Annotated in this window: 19 protein-coding genes and 2 tRNA genes; 11 read left to right on the top strand and 10 right to left on the bottom strand. The window is 65.1% G+C overall.

Features of this window, described 5'->3' with window-relative positions:
- The first annotated feature begins 137 nt into the window (after positions 1–137).
- The 3 genes from NCR34_RS10075 to NCR34_RS10065 all read left to right on the top strand — a co-directional run bounded on the left by NCR34_RS10075 (position 138) and on the right by NCR34_RS10065 (position 3,125).
- The gene (locus NCR34_RS10075) at positions 138–539 is read left to right on the top strand and encodes a hypothetical protein (protein WP_248320270.1); all 402 of its coding nucleotides are present in this window, start codon (positions 138–140) and stop codon (positions 537–539) included.
- Positions 540–624: 85 nt separating this feature from the next.
- Entirely contained in the window at positions 625–885 is a 261-nt protein-coding gene (locus tag NCR34_RS10070; protein WP_248320269.1) for a hypothetical protein, read from the top strand.
- A 116-nt stretch (positions 886–1,001) separates the two neighbouring features.
- Positions 1,002–3,125, top strand: a complete 2,124-nt coding sequence (locus NCR34_RS10065) for an ATP-dependent helicase (RefSeq protein WP_250499776.1) — start codon at positions 1,002–1,004, stop codon at positions 3,123–3,125.
- 12 nt (positions 3,126–3,137) lie between these two features.
- Here NCR34_RS10065 and NCR34_RS10060 read toward each other — a convergent pair whose 3' ends face one another.
- The 6 genes from NCR34_RS10060 to NCR34_RS10035 all read right to left on the bottom strand — a co-directional run bounded on the left by NCR34_RS10060 (position 3,138) and on the right by NCR34_RS10035 (position 8,008).
- Positions 3,138–3,902, bottom strand: coding sequence for a DUF4088 family protein (locus tag NCR34_RS10060; RefSeq protein WP_250499775.1), 765 nt, complete (start codon positions 3,900–3,902; stop codon positions 3,138–3,140).
- Positions 3,903–4,043: 141 nt separating this feature from the next.
- Positions 4,044–4,367, bottom strand: coding sequence for an AzlD domain-containing protein (locus tag NCR34_RS10055; protein WP_250499774.1), 324 nt, complete (start codon positions 4,365–4,367; stop codon positions 4,044–4,046).
- Positions 4,364–5,080 carry an AzlC family ABC transporter permease gene (locus tag NCR34_RS10050; protein WP_250499836.1) on the bottom strand — a complete coding sequence of 239 codons (717 nt, stop codon included), beginning with the start codon at positions 5,078–5,080 and terminating at the stop codon, positions 4,364–4,366. Before NCR34_RS10050 ends, NCR34_RS10055 begins: the two co-directional genes overlap by 4 nt.
- Positions 5,081–5,468: 388 nt before the next feature.
- Entirely contained in the window at positions 5,469–6,317 is an 849-nt protein-coding gene (locus tag NCR34_RS10045; protein WP_250499773.1) for a helix-turn-helix transcriptional regulator, read from the bottom strand.
- 155 nt (positions 6,318–6,472) lie between these two features.
- Positions 6,473–6,952, bottom strand: a complete 480-nt coding sequence (locus NCR34_RS10040) for a CreA family protein (RefSeq protein ID WP_250499772.1) — start codon at positions 6,950–6,952, stop codon at positions 6,473–6,475.
- 285 nt (positions 6,953–7,237) lie between these two features.
- Positions 7,238–8,008: a FadR/GntR family transcriptional regulator gene (locus NCR34_RS10035; RefSeq protein WP_248320264.1), complete on the bottom strand. Its 771-nt coding sequence runs from the start codon at positions 8,006–8,008 to the stop codon at positions 7,238–7,240.
- Between the two features lie 119 nt (positions 8,009–8,127).
- On the opposite strand from NCR34_RS10035, the gene NCR34_RS10030 reads away from it, so the two are divergent.
- Genes NCR34_RS10030 through NCR34_RS10020 form a run of 3 tightly spaced genes read left to right on the top strand, consistent with a single transcriptional unit; the run spans position 8,128 to position 10,837 of the window.
- Positions 8,128–8,871, top strand: a complete 744-nt coding sequence (locus tag NCR34_RS10030) for a (Fe-S)-binding protein (protein ID WP_250499771.1) — start codon at positions 8,128–8,130, stop codon at positions 8,869–8,871.
- Positions 8,868–10,259: a lactate utilization protein B gene (locus tag NCR34_RS10025; protein ID WP_175944519.1), complete on the top strand. Its 1,392-nt coding sequence runs from the start codon at positions 8,868–8,870 to the stop codon at positions 10,257–10,259. The genes NCR34_RS10030 and NCR34_RS10025 overlap by 4 nt, the downstream gene beginning before the upstream one ends.
- Positions 10,256–10,837 carry a LutC/YkgG family protein gene (locus NCR34_RS10020; RefSeq protein ID WP_250499770.1) on the top strand — a complete coding sequence of 194 codons (582 nt, stop codon included), beginning with the start codon at positions 10,256–10,258 and terminating at the stop codon, positions 10,835–10,837. The genes NCR34_RS10025 and NCR34_RS10020 overlap by 4 nt, the downstream gene beginning before the upstream one ends.
- Here the strand turns inward: NCR34_RS10020 and lpxO are convergent.
- The 4 genes from lpxO to fdxA all read right to left on the bottom strand — a co-directional run bounded on the left by lpxO (position 10,831) and on the right by fdxA (position 12,577).
- Positions 10,831–11,733, bottom strand: coding sequence for a lipid A hydroxylase LpxO (lpxO, locus tag NCR34_RS10015; protein WP_250499769.1), 903 nt, complete (start codon positions 11,731–11,733; stop codon positions 10,831–10,833). The genes NCR34_RS10020 and lpxO overlap by 7 nt on opposite strands.
- A 160-nt stretch (positions 11,734–11,893) precedes the next feature.
- Positions 11,894–11,969: transfer RNA gene (locus NCR34_RS10010), tRNA-Asn, on the bottom strand.
- 63 nt (positions 11,970–12,032) lie between these two features.
- Positions 12,033–12,108: transfer RNA gene (locus tag NCR34_RS10005), tRNA-Asn, on the bottom strand.
- A 145-nt stretch (positions 12,109–12,253) separates the two neighbouring features.
- Positions 12,254–12,577: a ferredoxin FdxA gene (gene fdxA / locus NCR34_RS10000; protein WP_175944513.1), complete on the bottom strand. Its 324-nt coding sequence runs from the start codon at positions 12,575–12,577 to the stop codon at positions 12,254–12,256.
- A gap of 275 nt (positions 12,578–12,852) precedes the next feature.
- Here fdxA and pncB point away from each other — a divergent pair, with 275 nt between their 5' ends.
- The 5 genes from pncB to NCR34_RS09975 all read left to right on the top strand — a co-directional run bounded on the left by pncB (position 12,853) and on the right by NCR34_RS09975 (position 18,703).
- Positions 12,853–14,043 (top strand): nicotinate phosphoribosyltransferase, encoded by a 1,191-nt coding sequence (gene pncB / locus NCR34_RS09995; protein WP_244846936.1) that lies wholly within the window; start codon positions 12,853–12,855, stop codon positions 14,041–14,043.
- Positions 14,044–14,172: 129 nt separating this feature from the next.
- The gene (locus NCR34_RS09990) at positions 14,173–14,844 is read left to right on the top strand and encodes a LutC/YkgG family protein (RefSeq protein ID WP_250499768.1); all 672 of its coding nucleotides are present in this window, start codon (positions 14,173–14,175) and stop codon (positions 14,842–14,844) included.
- Positions 14,841–16,259: a sodium:proton antiporter gene (locus tag NCR34_RS09985; protein ID WP_502800068.1), complete on the top strand. Its 1,419-nt coding sequence runs from the start codon at positions 14,841–14,843 to the stop codon at positions 16,257–16,259. Before NCR34_RS09990 ends, NCR34_RS09985 begins: the two co-directional genes overlap by 4 nt.
- 9 nt (positions 16,260–16,268) lie before the next feature.
- A complete protein-coding gene (locus NCR34_RS09980; protein ID WP_250499766.1) occupies positions 16,269–17,249 on the top strand; it encodes a 2-hydroxyacid dehydrogenase in 981 nt (326 codons plus the stop codon).
- A complete protein-coding gene (locus NCR34_RS09975; RefSeq protein ID WP_250499765.1) occupies positions 17,246–18,703 on the top strand; it encodes a DNA recombination protein RmuC in 1,458 nt (485 codons plus the stop codon). The genes NCR34_RS09980 and NCR34_RS09975 overlap by 4 nt, the downstream gene beginning before the upstream one ends.

Here is an 18,703-nt window from a genome sequence, read left to right as displayed (position 1 = left end):
CGAGAAACTCGCGCGTCGTCCGGCCGGTCTGTACGTTTGATCGATGCAGCTTCGGTCATCTTCTAACCGACAAGTCGCGTCATCGCGCTCCAAGTTGTCGAACGCGTTTGGCGGACACACCCAGAGAGGACAAGCTCATGACTAAGGCTCGAATTCTGATGATCGGCGCCGCTTTCGCCGCGATGGCTGCCACCGGCGCGCAGGCGCAAACCGCTCAACCGGCGGACTCGGCTCCCGGCCAGGCGCCGATGCAGGTGCAGCAGCAAGTGTCGCCGCCGCCGCAAAACGTGGTCGCGCCGGCACCGACCGATCCGCTCGTGCAGAAGCGCAACGCCGACGCGCAGGCCAATGCGGAATATCGCGCGTCGAAGAAGGCGTCGAAGGCGGAGATGAAGGCTGCCGACAAGCAGGCCAAGCAGCAGTATAAGGAGCAGGTCCGCAATGCGAAGATCAACCGCAAGGCCGACAAGGCCGCCGCGAAGGACGACCTGAACGCCGCGACCGACCGCACGCCGAAGGATGAAGGCGAGCAGCACTGATCGCCTAGAGCGCCGCGAAGCCTCGGTGTCTCCGGCTTCGCGGTAGGAACACAACGACCACACTAACGACCACACGGAGGACGCCATGAATCGACGCACCCATACATTGCTGGCTGCGCTCATCGCGGGCGCGCTGACGAGCGTGAGCGCGGCACCGGCTTTCGCGCAATCGACGAGCGACGCGCCGACCCACGCCGACAAGAAGGCCGCGAAGAAGCAGGCCGAAGCCGACAAGGACGCCGCCGTCGCGCAGGCGAAGGCGGACAAGAAGAAGACCGAAGCGCAATCGGAAGCGAACGAAGCCGCCGCCAAAGCGAACCTGAAGGACGCCAAGAAGGCCGACTAAGCCAGTACCGCAAGCCGCGGCCCGTCGAAGGAAAGGCGCGCCGCGGCAAAGACTTGCGTGCGCGGGTTGTATGGATATACAGTGTGCGTCACTTCTTTCGACGCCCGCTTTCCTCTGTGCTGACCCTTCCGGACGACACCGCCACCGCCGACGCCTCCTCGGAGAACGTCGCCGCCTATCTTGCCAAGCTCAACGATGCGCAGCGCCGGGCGGTCGAATTCGGCGTCGATGCGCCGGGGCGCTGCGGCGGTCCGTTGCTCGTGATCGCGGGCGCGGGCTCGGGCAAGACCAACACGCTCGCGCATCGCGTCGCGCATTTGCTGGTGAAGGGCGCGGATCCGCATCGGATTCTGCTGCTGACCTTTTCGCGCCGCGCGGCGCTCGAAATGACGCGACGCGTGACGCGCATCGCGACGAACGCGCTCGGCACGAAGAGCGCCATCGCGCAGGGGCTCACGTGGTCCGGCACGTTTCACGGCATCGGCGCGCGGCTGCTGCGCGATTACGCCGATCTCGTCGGCCTCGCGCCGTCCTTCACCATCAACGACCGTGAAGACTCCGCCGACCTGATGAACCTCGTGCGCCACGAGCTCGGGCTGTCGTCGAAAGAGAAGCGGTTCCCCGCCAAATCCACCTGTTTCGCCATCTACTCGCGCGTCGTCAACACGGGCGCGTCGCTCGCCACCGTGCTGGATCAGGCGTATCCGTGGTGTCGCGAGTGGGAAGCGGACTTGAAGCGCCTCTTCGCCGCGTACGTGAGCGCAAAGCAGGCGCAAAGCGTTCTCGACTACGACGACCTGCTGCTCTACTGGTCGCACCTCGCCGCCGAGCCGAGCATCGCGGCCGACTTGTCGAGCCGCTTCGACCACGTGCTCGTCGACGAATATCAGGACACGAACCGCCTGCAAGCCACCATCCTGCTCGCGATGAAACCGGACGGACGCGGCCTCACCGTCGTGGGCGACGACGCGCAGTCCATCTATTCGTTTCGCGGCGCGACGGTGCGCAATATCCTCGACTTTCCGCAGCACTTCGACGCGCCTGCGGCGACCGTCACGCTCGACCGCAACTATCGGTCGACGCAGCCGATTCTCGAAGCGTCGAACGCGGTGATCCGGCTTGCCACCGAGCGCTACACGAAGGATCTGTGGACCGACAAGGCATCGGCGCAAAGGCCGCGCGTCGTTTCGGTCGCGGACGAGGCGGATCAGGCGCGCTACGTCGTCGAGAAAGTGCTGGAGGCGCGCGAGGGCGGCATGAAGCTCAAGTCGCAGGCGGTGCTCTTTCGCGCGGCGCATCACAGCGCGACGCTCGAAATCGAGCTCACGCGGCGCAACATTCCGTTCGTGAAGTTCGGCGGCCTCAAGTTTCTGGACTCCGTGCACGTGAAAGACGTCCTCGCGGTGCTGCGCTGGGCCGAGAATCCGCGCGATCGCGTCGCGGGCTTTCGCGTCGCGCAACTGCTGCCGGGCATCGGGCCGGCGATTGCGGGGCGCTTGCTCGATAGCGTCGCGCAGGCCGAGCGCGCGCCGACCGCGCTCGCCGCGTTCGGCGCGCCCGCGCGGGCGAGCGAAGACTGGCCGCGCTTCGTCGCGCTCATGGGCAAGCTGTGCGGGCGCGAATCGCCGTGGCCCGCTGAATTCGAGATGATCCGCCGTTGGTACGAGCCGCACCTCGAACGCAATCACGAAGACGCGGCCATCCGCATCGGCGACGTGTTGCAGATGGAGAGCATCGCGTCCACGTACCCGACGCGCGAGCGTTTCTTGACCGAACTCACGCTCGATCCGCCCGACGCGACGAGCGACGAATCCGGCGTGCCGCTCATCGACGAGGACTATCTGATTCTCTCGACCATCCACTCGGCGAAAGGGCAGGAGTGGCGCAACGTGTTCGTGCTGAACGGCGTGGACGGCTGTATTCCGTCCGATATGGGCACGGGCAGCGACGAGGAAATCGACGAAGAGCGCCGCCTGCTGTATGTCGCGATGACGCGGGCGAAGGAAGATCTGCACATCGTCACGCCGCAGCGTTTCTACGTTCACAACCAGACGAATCTGGGCGATCGCCACGTCTGGGCGCAGCGCACGCGTTTCATTCCGCCGCATCTGATGCGGCACTTCGAGGCAGGCGCATGGCCGCCGGTGCCGGTCGCGGCCGCGCCGACGGCGGCGGGGCTCGCCGCGGCGGCGAAAGCGAAGATCCATATCGCCGCGCGGCTGAAGGGAATGTGGGAGTAGGGCCGCGCTCGTTCAGCGCGAGGCGCGTGAGGCTCGCGGCACGCGCGGCGCGCTTCCGAAAATGCTGCGCAGCCAGGCCGCGAAGCGCGTGAAGCCGTCGTAGGGTTCGTCGACGAAAAGCTCCGGCCGCATCGAGCGCAGATATTCGAGCAGTTGCTGCGCTTCCTGTTTCTGGATCGATCCGTAGAAGATGCCCAGCCGCAGCAGCGCGCGCAGTTCGCCGAGCTTTTCGCGCGCGGTGGACCCGACGTTCGTTTCCACCGCGATCTTCGCATCGAATACGCGCTGGCGCAGCGAATCGGCGAGCCGCCAGGCGGGCGTCTGCATCTTCTGCTCGACTTCGCGGATATCCATCGCCGCCGACTTGATCTGCGAGGCGAGCACGTCTACCTGCGAGGCGTCGCCCTTGGCTTCGGTGACGATGGCCGTCGCCCATTCGCGCGACGCTTTCACGAGATCCTCGGCGCTCCAGTCCGAGCGGATCGCAAACGCAAAGCCGTGCTCGGCCGCCTGGCGGATCAGAATTTCGACGACATCCGGGAACTCCTTGTCGAGCGCGCGCTTCGCCCACGCATACTGTCCGTGCGTGAGCATGCGCTGCACGGCCTGCTCGGTGAGCGGCGTGTCGTTGTCGAGCAGCTTCGCGCGCAGAAAGTCCTCGAACGACGGCGTGACGAACTGCGGGTCGAGCTTGAGCGACAGACGCAGGAACGCCTCGAAGTCGCGATTCAGCGACGCGATCGTTTCATCGCGCAACGAAAGAGTGATTTGACGCATGTCGGTTTCCGGTTCCGCGCTCGGCTGGCCCGATGGCGGGAAGTGCTGTCGGCCTGCCGCGCGGGCGGAGTCCGTTCGTTTCAGATAACGGCGGAGCGGCCGGAAACTTGAGGGCTCTCGAAAGGCGCCTCGCTTCGGTGTTCAGCGCAGCACGGCGAGCTGCCAGACGAAGAACACGCCGAGCGATACCGCGATGGTCAGCAGCGCGCGGCGTGTCAGCGCGCAGACGGCGACTGCCGCCAGCGCCGCGATCAGTTGCGGATTGCGCCACGTCAGCTCGGCGCCGTTGCCGTGCGGCGAGACCGTCATCGGCACGATGATCGCGGTGAGCACCGTCACCGGCACGAAGCCGAGCGCCGTGCGCACGACGGGCGCAAACGACAGCCGCTCGCCGAGCACGAACACCGCGGCCCGGATCAGATACGTGACGAGCGCCATGCCGACAATCAGGATGACGTAGTTCATTGCGCGCGCTCCTTGGCGTCTTTCATGCGCGGTTTCGGTTCGATGAGCGTCAGCAGCAAGCCGACGCCGACGCCGGCGAGCACGGCCGCGAGCAGCCCGAGCTTGTACGGCCAGCCTTGCCACGCGAACGACAGCACGCCCGAGGCCAGCGCCGCCGCGACGAAGCGCAGCGCCACGAGTTGCGGCACGATGATCGCGATGAACGTGGCGACCATCGCGAAATCGAGGCCCAGCGACTTGAGTCCCGGAAACGCCGCGCCGAAGAAGAGCCCGATGAGCGTCCACGCTTGCCAGTTCGCATACATCGCGAGGCCGGAGCCGAGGAAGTAGTGCGGCCCTGTTTCGCCCGGCGCGCGCGCTCGATAGTGCGCGTAGGCGACGGCGAACACTTCGTCGGTCAAGAGGCCGGCCAGCGCCCAGCGCCAGCGCGCGGGCAGATGCGCGACGTAGGGCGCGAGCGTCGCCGAATACAGCACATGGCGCAGATTGACGACGAAGGTCGTCGCCCAGATGACGGCGAAGCTCGCGTGTCCCGCGATCATGCCGACCGCGATGAACTGCGCCGAGCCCGCGAAGACCGCGAGCGACATCAACTGGCCGTGCCAGAGCGTGAGCGGACTCGCCGTGACGAGCGTGCCGAAGATCACGCCGAAGGGCGCGGCGCCGATCATCATCGGAATGGTGTCGCGAGCGCCGGCGGCGAGTTCCCGCATGGCGTTGCCGGATGGTGCGTTCAAGATCGTCCTCCTGATTCGCGGAGGATAAGGCGGCGTGCGTGCGAAGGCTTGTACGTTCTTGCGGTGTCAGTGTTGTCGCCCGCGGTTGCTTGGGCGGACGCGGCCGTGATGCAGATTGCGGTGCTGTGCGATCCCGCAGTGGTCTCCGTTGCACGCGCCGCGCGTGCGAAACGAGGGTGCATTGGCGTGGTTGCGTAACGGTCGGGTCGCGCTCGCCGCCGACGGCAGCCAATTCCCGCGCTCGCGGCAACTCACCGCCAGCCCCCGGCGCAACGCGGAACGGCTGCGTGCCGTGCCGCGGAACAGCTTCGGTCGGCGAAGCCTCTCGCCGTTTACAGGGAGCAGCTCCCGCACTCCCGCCCACTCACCGCCAGCGCCCCGGCGCGACCCCGAATGCCCGCTTGAAATGCCGCGTGAAGTGGCTCTGATCGGTGAAGCCGCTCGCGGCCGCCACCTCCGCGATCGACGCCCCCGCGCGCAACGCCGGCAGCGCCCGCGCGATACGCAACTGATTGCGCCACGCATGCGGCGGGAGGCCCGTTTCGCGTGTGAAAAGCCGCGCCGCGTGAAACGTCGAAAGCCCGACGACGCGCGCCAGTTCGGCGAGCGTGACCGGTTCGAGCAGATCGTCGGCGAGGCGGGATTTCATCGTGGCGACGCGGGCGGCATCCGCGGCGGGCGGTCCGCATGACGGGCGTTGCAGCGCATGCCGGGCGAGCAGCGTCGTCACGGCATCGACGAGCGCGGTTTCAGCGGCGAGCGGATCGGCGCGGGTGGCGTCGTTTCTGGCATCGCTCGTCAGGCTTTCCAGCGCCCGATGCGCGCGCAAAAGCCGGCGCGCGAGATCGTCGTCGTGGATGATGTCGGTCGAGAACCACGGCGAGCCCGCGCGCGGCGACAGTTCACGCGCGAGCGCCTCCACGAACGGCACCGGCAGATAGAACACGCGATAACGCCACCCGGCGTCGACGGCCCGCGCGCCGGTATGCAGCTCTCCCGGATTGATGACCGGCACCGATCCCGCTTCCGCCACATGATGCGAGCCGCGATAGTCGTAACACTCCGCGCCCGCTTCGATGACAGGCACCGTGTACGCGTCGTGCCAGTGCGGCGTGAACGCGTGATCGTAGTACTCGGCGGTGACCATGTCCGCGTCCGGCACGAGCGGCGAGCGCCAGTAACGCGCGGCGTTGCGAAAGCGTGGGACGGTCATCGTTAGATGCGCGGGTTTGAAGGGCTAATTGCTCAGTCTACCGCTTCATCGCGCGGCGCAAAGCGCGGCGAGTGCATTCTGGCTGATGCTGCCGGATAGCTTCGAATGCGGCCGACAACGCCGCACTCGTGCGGCCCAACGACGACGCGGCTCGCTCACTTGACCGGGATCGTCGTGCCTTCGGGCACCGGCACCGCCGTGACGCTGTTCTTCGCGCTGCCGCTCGCGACGCGGTCGCTGTACGTCAGGTAGACGAGCGTGTTGCGCTTCGTATCGACAATGCGCACGACATGCAGCGTCTTGAAGATGAACGACATGCGGTCCGTGAAGACATCGGTCTTCTGCTTGAGCGGCTGCGCGATCTTGATCGGCGCGACCTGACGGCAGGCGATGGACGCCTCGGTCGGGTCTTCCGCGATGCCTAACGTGCCCTTCACGCCGCCCGTGCGCGCCCGCGACACATAGCACGTCACGCCGGAGACGAGCGGATCGTCGTACGCCTCGACGCTCACGCGGTCGGAGCCGGTGAAGCGGAAATTGGTATTGACGCTCGCGATTTCCTCGGCATGCGCGAAGCCCGCGCCGAAAAGAGACAGGAGCGATGCGCTCAGAACGAACGGTGCGGTGCGCTTCATCGAAATCCCACGCATAAAAGAAAAAGGGCGTCGTATTGTAACGACGCCCTTCGGTCTCTTCGATTCTTCTGCTGCCTGCGGCGCCGGCATCAATGGAAGATCAGGTAAAGGATCACCAGCACCACGACCGGCACACCGAGCAGCCATCCGAGTAGGTAAGGCATATCGTCCTCCTTGCGCATGTTTGTTTTCGACGGTTCCAGTATCGCGGACCGTGAAGGCCCGCGTTAGCGGTGCCCGTCCGAAATGCGTGTAGGCGCTGTCCTATCGGGTCTTACGGCGGCGTTACGGATTCGTCATGCCATCATGAGATACGCCGTCGCGCGATTTCTTCGCCGGCCGGTCGCGATACAACGCGCGCACGTAGTCCAGATGCGCGCCCGCGCAGTCGCGCGCGCGGGCCGGATCGCGCGCCACGATGGCATCGAGCATCGCGCGATGCTGCGCCAGCAGATCGGCCTCCACGGCGTCGTCGTAATCGACGAGGCGATGCGACGTGAGCATCGACTCGCGCATCACTTCGTTCAGGCCGTGCATCACGTGCGTCAGCGCGATGTTGTGCGTCGCATCGGCAATGGCGAGATGGAAGGCGGCGTCTTTTTCCGCGATGCGCGTGCTTCTCTGCTCGACCGCGGCTTGCAGCGCGTCGAACGCGGCGGCAATGCGCGCGAGATCGGCATCGGTGGCGCGTTCGGCGGCGTAGGCGGTGGCGAGCGTTTCCAGGCCGTGACGCAGTTCGAGCACGTCGGCGCTCGCGTCGGGCTGCTGTTCGAGCAGTGCGGCGAGCGGATGCGACACGAGCGGCGCCGTCACGTCCGACACGACGAAGCCGCCGCGCCCCGCCGCGCGAATGAATCCGTCGGATTCGAGACGAATGAGCGCCTCGCGCAGCGATGGCCGCGACACGTTCAACTGCTCCGCGAGATCGCGCTCGGCGGGCAGCCGCTGGCCGGGCAGGAGGGTGCCGTTCGAGATCAGTTGACGAATCTGGCCGGACACGACATCGGAGAGGCGCACGCGGGCGTAGGCGTGCGAGTGGACGGGCTGGAAGGTCATCGGTTGGAGCAACACGGCGAGAGGCTTTGGATTACCCTAGTTTGACACGAAAGCGCCGCTTCCCTAAAGTCTTGGTCAGACCAAGCTGACCAACGCGGAATGTCCGCCAAGCGATCACCATGAAAGTTGCCCTTTTCGTCCCCTGTTTCATCGACGCGTTTTATCCGCAGATCGGCATCGCCACGCTGGAATTGCTGGAGCGGCTCGGCCTCGACGTCGACTATCCGCAGGACCAGACATGCTGCGGCCAGCCGATGGCCAATAGCGGCGCGCACGCGGACGCGGCCGGCGCGGAGCGCGTGTTCGCCCGAAACTTCGCGGACTACGACTATGTGGTCGGCCCGTCGGCGAGTTGCACGCATCACGTGCGCGAGCATTTCACGGCCATCGAGCAGACGAGCGCGGTCCAGAAGGTGCGCAAAAGCACCTATGAACTGGTCGAGTTCCTGCACGACGTGCTGAAGGTCCGTGACTTCCCGTGGGCCGAATTCCCGCATCGCGTCGGCCTGCACAACAGTTGCAGCGCGGTGCGGCATCTGCGCGAGACGTCGAACTCGGAAGTCGCGGGAACGCCGTATTCGAAGCCGCGCGCATTGCTCGAACGCGTGAAGGGCATCGAGTTCGTCTCGCCCGCGCGGCCCGACGAATGCTGCGGCTTCGGCGGCACGTTTTCCGTCACCGAAGAGGCCGTGTCCGTGCGCATGGGGCAGGACAAGGTGCGCGACCACATCGGCGCGGGCGCGGAGTACATCGTCTCGGGCGACATGTCGTGTCTCATGCATCAGCAGGGCTGCGCCGAGCGCATGAAGCTCGACGCGAAGTTCATCCACATTGCGCAGGTTCTGAACGGAGCGCGGGCATGACGAAGACCGTTCGCATCGATCACGCGAAGGCTGCGGGCGCGTTCCTGCAGAAAGCCGACCACGTCGCGTTCCACGACAAGCGTCTCTGGGACTTGCGTTCGAAGCGCGACGCGCAGGCGCACGGCATTCCCGAGTGGGAAACGCTGCGCAATCTGGCATCGGGCATCAAGGAACACACGCTGTCCCATCTCGCGGATTACCTCGCGCAGTTCGCGGATCAGGCCGAGAAAAACGGCGTCGTCGTGCATTTCGCGGCGGACGCGGAAGAGCACAACGCGCTCGTCTACAAGCTGATGAGCGAGCGCGGCATGACCACGCTCGTCAAAAGCAAGTCGATGCTGACCGACGAGTGCTACATGCGCGACTATCTGGAGCCGCGCGGCATCACGGTGATGGAAACCGATCTGGGCGAGCGCATTCAGCAGCTGGATCATCAGGACCCGAGCCATATGGTCGTGCCGGCCGTCCACAAGCTGCGCGCGGACGTGGCGGAACTCTTCGGCAAGACCATCGGCACCGATCCGAAGAACAGCGACATCCACTATCTGGCGGAAAGCCAGCGCATGAACACGCGGCCGTACTTCGTGCGTGAAAAGACGGCAGGCATGACGGGCTGCAACTTCGCGGTGGCGGAGACGGGGACGGTCGTCGTCTGCACGAACGAGGGCAACGCGGATCTCTCCGCGAACGTGCCGCCGCTGCATATCGCGTCCATCGGCATCGAGAAGCTGATTCCGACCATCGCCGATCTCGGCGTATTCGTGCGCATGCTCTCGCGCAGCGCGCTCGGCTCGCCGATCACGCAGTACACGTCGCACTTTCGCGCGCCGCGGCCGGGCACGGAGATGCACTTCATCCTCGTCGACAACGGACGCTCGGAACGGCTCGCGCTCGAAGACTTCTGGTATTCGCTCAAGTGCATCCGCTGCGGCGCGTGCATGAACACGTGTCCGGTGTATCGGCGAAGCGGCGGGCTGTCGTATGGCGGCACGTATTCCGGGCCGATCGGCGCGATCATCAACCCGACTTACGATCTCAAGCGCTACAGCAGCCTGCCGTTCGCCTCGACGCTCAACGGCAGTTGCACGAACGTCTGCCCGACGAAGGTCAACATCCACGAGCAGATCTACAAGTGGCGCGCCGTGATCGCGGAGCGTCACGAAGTGCCGTTCGTGAAGCAGGAAGTGCTGAAGATGGCGGGGCGTCTGCTCGCGAGCCCGACGCTTTACCGCGCGACGGTCGCGTCGCTCGGCGGCGCGCTGAAGCGGCTGCCGAACTTCGTGCTGTACAACCCGCTCAACATCTGGGGCCGCGGTCGAGACTTGCCCGAAGCGCCGGCCGAGACCTTTCACGAGTGGTACAAGAAAAACCGGAAGCCCGCCAAATGACGACCCGCGATGCCTTTCTCGCAAAGATTCGCGCCGCGCAGCCCGCAGCGCGTCCGCGCCCCGAACTGCCGATTTTCCCGTCGCCCGAAGGCGATCTGCAGACGCGCTTCATCGCCGCGCTGACCGCGATGGGCGGTACCACAGCGCACGCGCACAGCCTCGACGAAGTCAAAGAGATGATCGCCGCGCGTTTCGGCGCGGAGGCGGTGGTGGCCTCTGCCGTGCCGGGTATCGAAGGCACGCGTACGCTGTCGCGCGAGACGCCTCCCGCGTCGCTGCAAGATGTCGATGTGGGCGTCGTGCGCGGGCGTTTCGGCGTCGCGGAGACCGGGTCCGTCTGGTTCAGCGAAGACGAGTACGTCGTCAATTCGATCGGCTATCTCGTGCAGCATCTCGTGGTGCTGCTCGATCCCGCGCAACTCGTCGACGGCTTGCAGCAGGTGTATCGACGGCCCGACTTCCAGTCGGCGCGCTATGCCGTGCTGGTGACCGGTCCGTCCGCGACGGCGGATATCGAAGGCGTGCTGATTCGCGGCGCGCAGGGCGTGCGCTCGCTGACCGTCGTGTGGATTCAGTAGCGCCAGAAAATTGCGACCGCGATGCCGCCGAACAGCAGCCACTTCACGATGTAATACACGGTCCGGTTCCACGCCTTCAGCCGCTTGCCGACGAGCCGGATCGAATACAGATACTTGAACGCGCGATTCAGGCCGCCCGTGCGGTCGCCGGTTTCGTTAGGCGACGCGGCCGCGCGCATCAGAAAGCCGCCGACTGCGTTGTTCACTGCCTGCGCCCAGCGGTATTTCATCGGCCGCTCGATGTCGCAGAACAGAATGATGCGGTCTTTGTCCGTCGTGTTTTCGGCCCAGTGCAGATAGGTTTCGTCGAAGACGACTTCCTCGCCGTCGCGCCACGAGTAGCGCTCGCCGTCCACGACGATCGCGCAGCCGTCGTCGTTCGGCGTCACAAGCCCGAGGTGATAACGCAGCGACCCGGCATACGGATCGCGATGCAGCGTGAGCGTGCCGCCGGGCGGCAGCATGGCGAACATCGCGGCTTTCACGCTCGGGATGTTTTGCAGAATCGAGAGCGTCTTCGGGCAGACCCCGACCGCCGACGGATGCGGCCGGTCATACCACTTCAGATAGAAGCGCCGCCAGCCGCGCCGAAAGAACGAATTAAAGCCGATGTCGTTGTAGGCGCCGGCCGCCTGAATCTTGCTCGCTTCGTGCAAGGCGAGGGCTTCCGCGCGAATCGTCTGCCAGTGCGCCTTGATCGGGGCGAGATCCGGAAACAGGGAAGGGTGAAGATACGGCGTGGACGGCACGCGCGAGAAGAGATACACGAAGCCGTTCACCGGCGACATGAACGTCGAGTGGTCGGATAGCTGCCGGAAGAAACCGTGGCGCACCTTGCCCCGCCAGTGCGTGTACGCGGCACACGCGATAAACAGCATGAGAATCAGCCACCGCATCTGCGTTTCCCCTTGCGTCACTGTCGCCGTTAGCGTCAACAAAACGTGACGGAATTATCGAACGGAAACGCAGTGTCTGCATAAACGGCCCGCTGGGACACGAGGATGGCCACAAAACAAAAAGCCCAGTCGCATGACTGGGCTTTTTGCTTGGAGCTTTTGGCTCCCCGACCTGGGCTCGAACCAGGGACCTACGGATTAACAGTCCGGCGCTCTACCGACTGAGCTATCGGGGAACATCTACAACAGTGAAACTGACTAAAAAGCCCAGTAAGTTGACTGGGCTTTGCTGAATTTTTTGGCTCCCCGACCTGGGCTCGAACCAGGGACCTACGGATTAACAGTCCGGCGCTCTACCGACTGAGCTATCGGGGAACATCTACAGCAGAGAAGCGGAATTATAGGGAGCGTCTCTTACCCTGTCAACGCCGATTCTTCACTCGAAACACCTTTTTGCAGCGACGCGAACTCGTCCTAGAGCTGACCGCAGAAGCCGACCGCAGAAGGACGCCCGTACGCCTCAACGCTCGAGCAGATTCAGTTTGTCCTTCACGTCCTTGAATTCGTCGGCTTCGGGCAGCGGCGCCTTCGTCTTCGTGATGCTCGGCCAGTTGCGCGCGAGATCGGCGTTCAGTTCGATGAACTGCTGCTGGTCGCCGGGCACGTCTTCTTCGGCGTAAATGGCATTCACCGGGCACTCGGCCACGCACACGGCGCAGTCGATGCACTCGTCCGGATCGATCGCGAGAAAGTTGGGACCTTCACGGAAGCAATCCACCGGGCACACATCCACACAGTCGGTGTAGCGGCACTTGATGCAGCTTTCGGTCACAACGTGAGTCATTCAGGCTCCTGCATGCGGAATTCGTGGGGGCGGCGTCCGGCAGCCTGCGTGGGCCAATGCGGGTACGCGCGCCGAAACGCGTATTGTAGCGTAACGGTCAAAACGGGCGCGACCGCCGCGGGACGTGCCTTATATCGTTTTGGAATGTATGTATGCGCGGTTGCCAAAAAGGGTCGGCGAGCGTCTTGCCGGTCCGCGCATTCGGGTAACATGGCCCCAAGGCACGCCGCAGCAAGACGGCGCGCGGTCTCATCGCTCGATGTTCCAGCCAAACCATGATCATCAATTCGCTGCTCGATACCGACCTCTACAAGTTCACGATGATGCAGGTCGTGCTGCATCACTTCCCGGCTGCGCACGTGGAATATCGCTTCCGCTGCCGCACGCCGAATGTGGATCTCGTGCCGTACATCGACGAGATTCGCGACGAAGTGCGCCAGCTCTGCAATCTGCGCTTCCGTGAAGAAGAGCTCGACTATCTGCGGCGCATGCGCTTCATGAAGAGCGATTTCATCGACTTTCTCGCGCTCTTTCATCTGAACGAGAAGTCCATCCGGATTTCGCCATCGCCGAAGAACAACGGCGAGATCGACATCCTGATCGAAGGGCCGTGGCTGCATACGATCCTGTTCGAGATTCCGGTGCTCGCGATCGTCAACGAGGTCTACTTCCGCAACACGCAGCGTCGGCCGGAGTACGAAACCGGCCGCGAGCGCCTGCGCGACAAGATCAAGCTGCTCGCCACGCCGCCCGAGTACTCGGACTGCAAGATCGCCGATTACGGCACGCGCCGCCGTTTCTCGAAGCAGTGGCACGAGGAAGTGGTGCTGACGCTCAAGGAGCGGCTCGGCGAACAGTTCGCGGGCACGAGCAACGTGTTCTACGCGATGAAGCACGGCCTGCGGCCGCTCGGCACGATGGCGCACGAGTATTTGCAGGCGTGTCAGGCGCTGGGACCGCGCCTGCGCGATTCGCAGATCTTCGGCTTCGAGATGTGGGCGAAGGAATATCGCGGCGACCTCGGTATCGCGCTGTCGGACGTGTACGGCATGAAGGCGTTCCTGCGCGACTTCGACATGTACTTCTGCAAGCTCTTCGACGGCGCGCGCCACGATTCGGGCGATCCGTTCGACTGGGGCGAGCGCCTCATCCGGCATTACGAAGAAAATCGCTGCGATCCGCGCACGAAGGTGCTCGTGTTTTCGGACGCGCTCGACATTCCCAAGGTGCTGCAACTCTACGAGCGTTTCCGTGGCCGCTGCCAGCTGGCGTTCGGCGTCGGCACGAATCTCACGAACGATCTCGGTTATCAGCCGCTGCAGATCGTCATCAAGATGGTCCGCTGCAACGGCCAGCCGGTGGCGAAGCTCTCCGATTCGCCCGGCAAGAACATGTGCGACGACAAGGCGTATCTCGCTTACTTGCGTCAGGTGTTCGGCATCGAGCAGCCGGTCGAGGAAAGCTGACACCGCACGCGGCCTATGCCGTTCGGCCGAGGTCCGTACGCCCGGACCGGTCGATATAATCGGCTTCAGTCTTACGTCGCGCAGACACCGCCGCGACGTTCCCACGCACGCATCCACGAGGACGGCACCATGGACACATCGGCCGCGCGCCGCAACATTCTCGCGCGCATTCGCAGCGCGCAGGGCAGGAAAGGCGCGCCGACCGAGGCCGAGCGTGCCGCTGTGGAAGAGTATCTCGCGCGTCATCCCGCCGGTCCGCGTCCGCCGCTTCCCGCCACGCGCGACGAACTGATCGCGCGATTTCGTCTGGAGGCCGAGCGACTTTCGACGAGCGTCGCGGAAGTCGAGGCGCTTGCCGACGCTCCCGCCGAAGCCGCGCGCTATCTCGACGCGCTCGGGCTGTCGCGCCATGTCGTCGCGTGGCCGGCGCTCGCTGATCTGCCGTGGATGCAAGCGGGCATCGCCGCGTCGCTGCGCAAGCCCGTCGATGCGGACCTCGTCGGCATCACCGGCTGCTTTTGCGCGGCAGCGGAGACCGGCTCCATCGTGCTGCTGTCGGGACCGGAGACGCCCGCGTCCGGCGCGCTTCTGCCGCAGACGCATATCGCCATCGTGCCGGCGTCGCGCATCGTCGCCGCGCACGAAGACGCCTTCGCGCTGATGCGCGCCGAGCGGGGCGAGTTGCCGCGCGCCGTCAACTTCGTGTCGGGGCCGTCCCGCACCGGCGATATCGAACAGACCATCGTGCTCGGCGCGCATGGCCCGTATCGTGTCCACGCCATCATCGTGCGGGGAGCGTGAGGACAGTGCCGCGTTTCGTTTTGGGCTTTCTGCTGTCGCTATGCGCGATCTCCGACGCTTCGGCCGCCGCGCTCGACGGCGCGTCGCTGTCGGCGGCGTGGGGCGTTCCGTTCATCGGCATCCTGCTGTCCATCGCGGTGTTTCCGCTCGTCGCCGGCAAAGTGTGGCATCACCATTTCGGCAAGATCGCGGCGGCGTGGGCGCTGGCGTTCCTCGTCCCGTTCGCGTTCGCGTTCGGCATCGGCACGGCGTTCGGCGTGCTCGTCCACGCGATGCTCGAAGAGTACGTGCCGTTCATCATCTTGCTCGCCGCGCTCTATACGGTGGCGGGCGGCATCTGCGTGCGCGGCAATCTGCACGGCTCGCCGCGCGTGAACACCGCGTTGCTCGCGCTCGGCACCGCGCTCGCCAGCATCATGGGGACGACGGGCGCGGCCATGCTGCTGATCCGTCCGCTCTTGCGGGCCAACGACAATCGCAAGCATGTCGCGCATGTCGTCGTCTTCTTCATCTTTTTGGTGGCGAATGCGGGCGGTTCCCTGTCGCCGCTCGGCGACCCGCCGCTCTTTCTCGGCTTTCTGAACGGCGTCGATTTCTTCTGGACGACGCTGCATCTCGCGCTGCCGACGCTCTTCGTTTGCGGCGTGCTGCTCGCGCTCTTCTACGCGCTCGACAGCTACTTCTGGCATAGCAAAGGCGAGTCGCGGCGGCCGTTTCTCGATCCGACGCCGGACACGCCCACGCTCGGCGTCGACGGCACCATCAACTTCGCACTGCTCGCGGTCATCATCGGGCTCGTGCTGATGAGCGGCTTGTGGAAGCCGGGCGTCGCATTCGATGTATTCGGCACGCACGTCGCGTTGCAGAACGTCGTGCGCGATGCGGCGCTGGTGCTCGTGCTCCTTGCCTCGCTCGCGCTCACGCCCAAGCGCGCCCGCGCGGGCAACGCATTCAACTGGGCGCCGATGATCGAAGTCGCCAAGCTCTTCGCGGCGATTTTCGTCACCATCGCGCCGGTCATCACCATCCTCCGTGCCGGCGAGGCGGGGGCGTTCGCCGCAATCGTGCGCGCGGTATCGGATGCGAACGGCGAGCCTGCTCATCTCGCCTATTTCTGGGCGACGGGGCTGCTCTCGTCGTTCCTCGACAATGCGCCGACCTACCTCGTGTTCTTCAACCTCGCGGGCGGCGACGCAAACACGCTGATGACCACGGGCGCCACGACGCTCGCCGCCATCTCGGCGGGCGCGGTGTTCATGGGCGCGAATTCGTATATCGGCAATGCGCCGAATTTCATGGTGAAGGCGATCGCGGAATCGCGCGGCGTGCGCATGCCGGGTTTCTTCGGCTACCTCGGCTGGTCGTGCGTCGTGCTGTTGCCGCTTTTCGCCGTCACCGGCTGGCTATTTTTCTAGGAGCATGAGATGAAGAAAGTGCTTGTGGCTCGCCCTACGTTTCCTGACGTGATCGAGCGCCTGAAACAGTATTTCGAAGTCGACGTGAACCTGGGCGACGTGCTGCCGCAAGACGAATTCGCGCGCCGGCTCGCCGATAAGGACGGCGCGTTCACGGCCGGCGAGATGGTCGGCGAGAAGGAACTGGCGGGCGCCCCGAACCTGAAAGTCGTGGCCAACATGGCGGTCGGCTACAACAACTTCGACATGCAGGCGTTCGACGCGCACAAGGTGCTCGGCACTAACACGCCGCATGTGCTCAACGAAAGCACCGCCGATTTCGGCTGGGCGCTGATGATGGCGGCGGCGCGCCGCGTCACCGAGTCGGAGCACTTTCTGCGCGCGGGCAAGTGGCAGAAGTGGTCCTACGATTCGTTTCTCGGCGTCGACGTGTATGGCTCGACGCTCGGCGTGATCGGCATGGGACGCATCGGGCAGGCGCTCGCGCGGCGTGCGAGCGGCTTCGACATGCGGGTGATCTATCACAACCGCTCGCGCGTCGCGCCCGAGATCGAGGCGCAGCTCAACGCGGAATACGCGTCGAAGGAAGATCTGCTCAAGCGCGCGGACCACGTCGTGCTCGTGCTGCCGTACTCGAAGGAAAGCCACCACACGATCGGCGCGGCCGAGCTCGCGCTGATGAAGCCGACGGCCACGTTGACGAACATCGCGCGCGGCGGAATCGTCGATGACGCGGCGTTGATCGAAGCGCTGCGCGACAAGCGCATCGCGGCAGCGGGCATCGACGTGTTCGAAGGCGAACCGAATCTGAATCCCGGTTTCCTCGCGCTGGAGAACGTCGTGCTCACGCCGCATATCGCGAGCGCGACGGAGACAACGCGTCGCGCGATGGCGAATCTCGCCGCGGACAATCTGATCGCCGCGCTCGGCGAAGGCCCGCGCGCCGGCAATCCGCCGAATCCGATCAACCCCGGCGTGCTCGGCTCATGATCGAATTGCTGTACGGCGCGCTCGCGTTGCTGGCGGTCGCGCTCGTCATCGCGTTGATCGCGCTCGTCGCTGTCATGCGGCGTGGCGCGTCTGTCGATATCGACGAGGAATTCGCCGCGCTCACCGATCGCGTAAACGACATGGGCGAAGCGCATGCGCGCGCGCAGGAGCGGCTCGAACGCGGACTGCGCGGCGATATCGCGGAACATGCACGCGTCTCGCGCATGGAATCGCAGGGCGGCTTCGCGCAGTTTCATCAGACGCTCGCCACGCAATTGGCGAGCACGTCGAGCGTGCAGAACGCGCAGTTCGACGCGCTCGCCCAGCAACTCGCGCAGCAGAGCCAGCAGGCGCGCGAGGATCAGAGCAACGCGCTCAAGCGTTTCGCCGATTCCATGACGCTGCATCTCGCGCAACTTTCGGAAGCGAACGACCGGCGTCTGGCGGAAGTGCGCGCGACGCTGGAAGCGCGTCTTAAGGACATCGAAGCGAACAACGCCGCGAAGCTCGAAGAAATGCGCCGCACAGTCGACGAGAAACTGCACGCGACGCTGGAGCAGCGGCTCGGCGAATCGTTTCGGCTGGTGTCGGAAAGGCTGGAGCAGGTGCATCGCGGGCTGGGCGAGATGCAGTCGCTGGCTGCGGGCGTCGGCGATCTGAAGAAGGTGCTCACCAACGTCAAGACGCGCGGCATCTGGGGCGAAGTGCAACTTGAATCGCTGCTGGAGCAGTTGCTCACGCCCGACCAGTACGCGAAGAACGTCGCGACCGTGCCGAACAGCAACGAACGCGTCGAGTTCGCGATCAAGCTGCCGGGCCGGCACGACGCGCCGGGTATCGCCGGTTCATCGGGCGATGTCGCGACGCCCGTGTGGCTGCCCATCGACGCCAAGTTTCCGCGCGAAGACTACGAGCGTCTCATCGATGCGCAAGAGCGCGCCGATCCCGTCGCGGTGGAGGAGGCGTCGCGTGCGCTCGAAGGACGCTTGCGCGCTGAGGCCCGGGCGATCGCGCAGAAGTACGTCGCGCCGCCTTATACGACGGATTTCGCGTTGCTCTTCCTGCCGACCGAAGGCTTGTACGCGGAAGTGCTGCGTCGCCCGGGCCTGAGCGACTTCTTGCAACGCGAGTACCGCGTGAGCGTCGCTGGCCCGACGACGCTCACCGCGCTGCTCAACAGCCTGCAAATGGGATTCCGGACGCTCGCCATCGAGAAGCGGTCGAGCGAAGTGTGGCAAGTGCTCGGCGCGGTGAAGACTGAGTTCGGCAAGTTCGGCGACGTGCTCGCGCGCACCAAGGCGCAGCTGGAAACCGTCACGCGGTCGATCGAGGCGGCGCAGACGCGCACGCGTCAGATGGGCAAGCGCCTGCGCGACGTGGAGGCGCTGCCGCACGAGAAGGCGGCGGGCGTGCTCGGAGATCTGTCGTCGCCCGAGAGCGACGACGAAGTGTGA

Origin of the sequence: Caballeronia sp. GAWG1-5s-s, from assembly GCF_023631445.1 — a bacterium.
In the GTDB taxonomy this organism is placed as follows: Bacteria; Pseudomonadota; Gammaproteobacteria; order Burkholderiales; family Burkholderiaceae; genus Caballeronia.
Note: the sequence above shows the minus strand (reverse complement) of the source record. Positions and strands in the feature narration are given on the sequence as shown.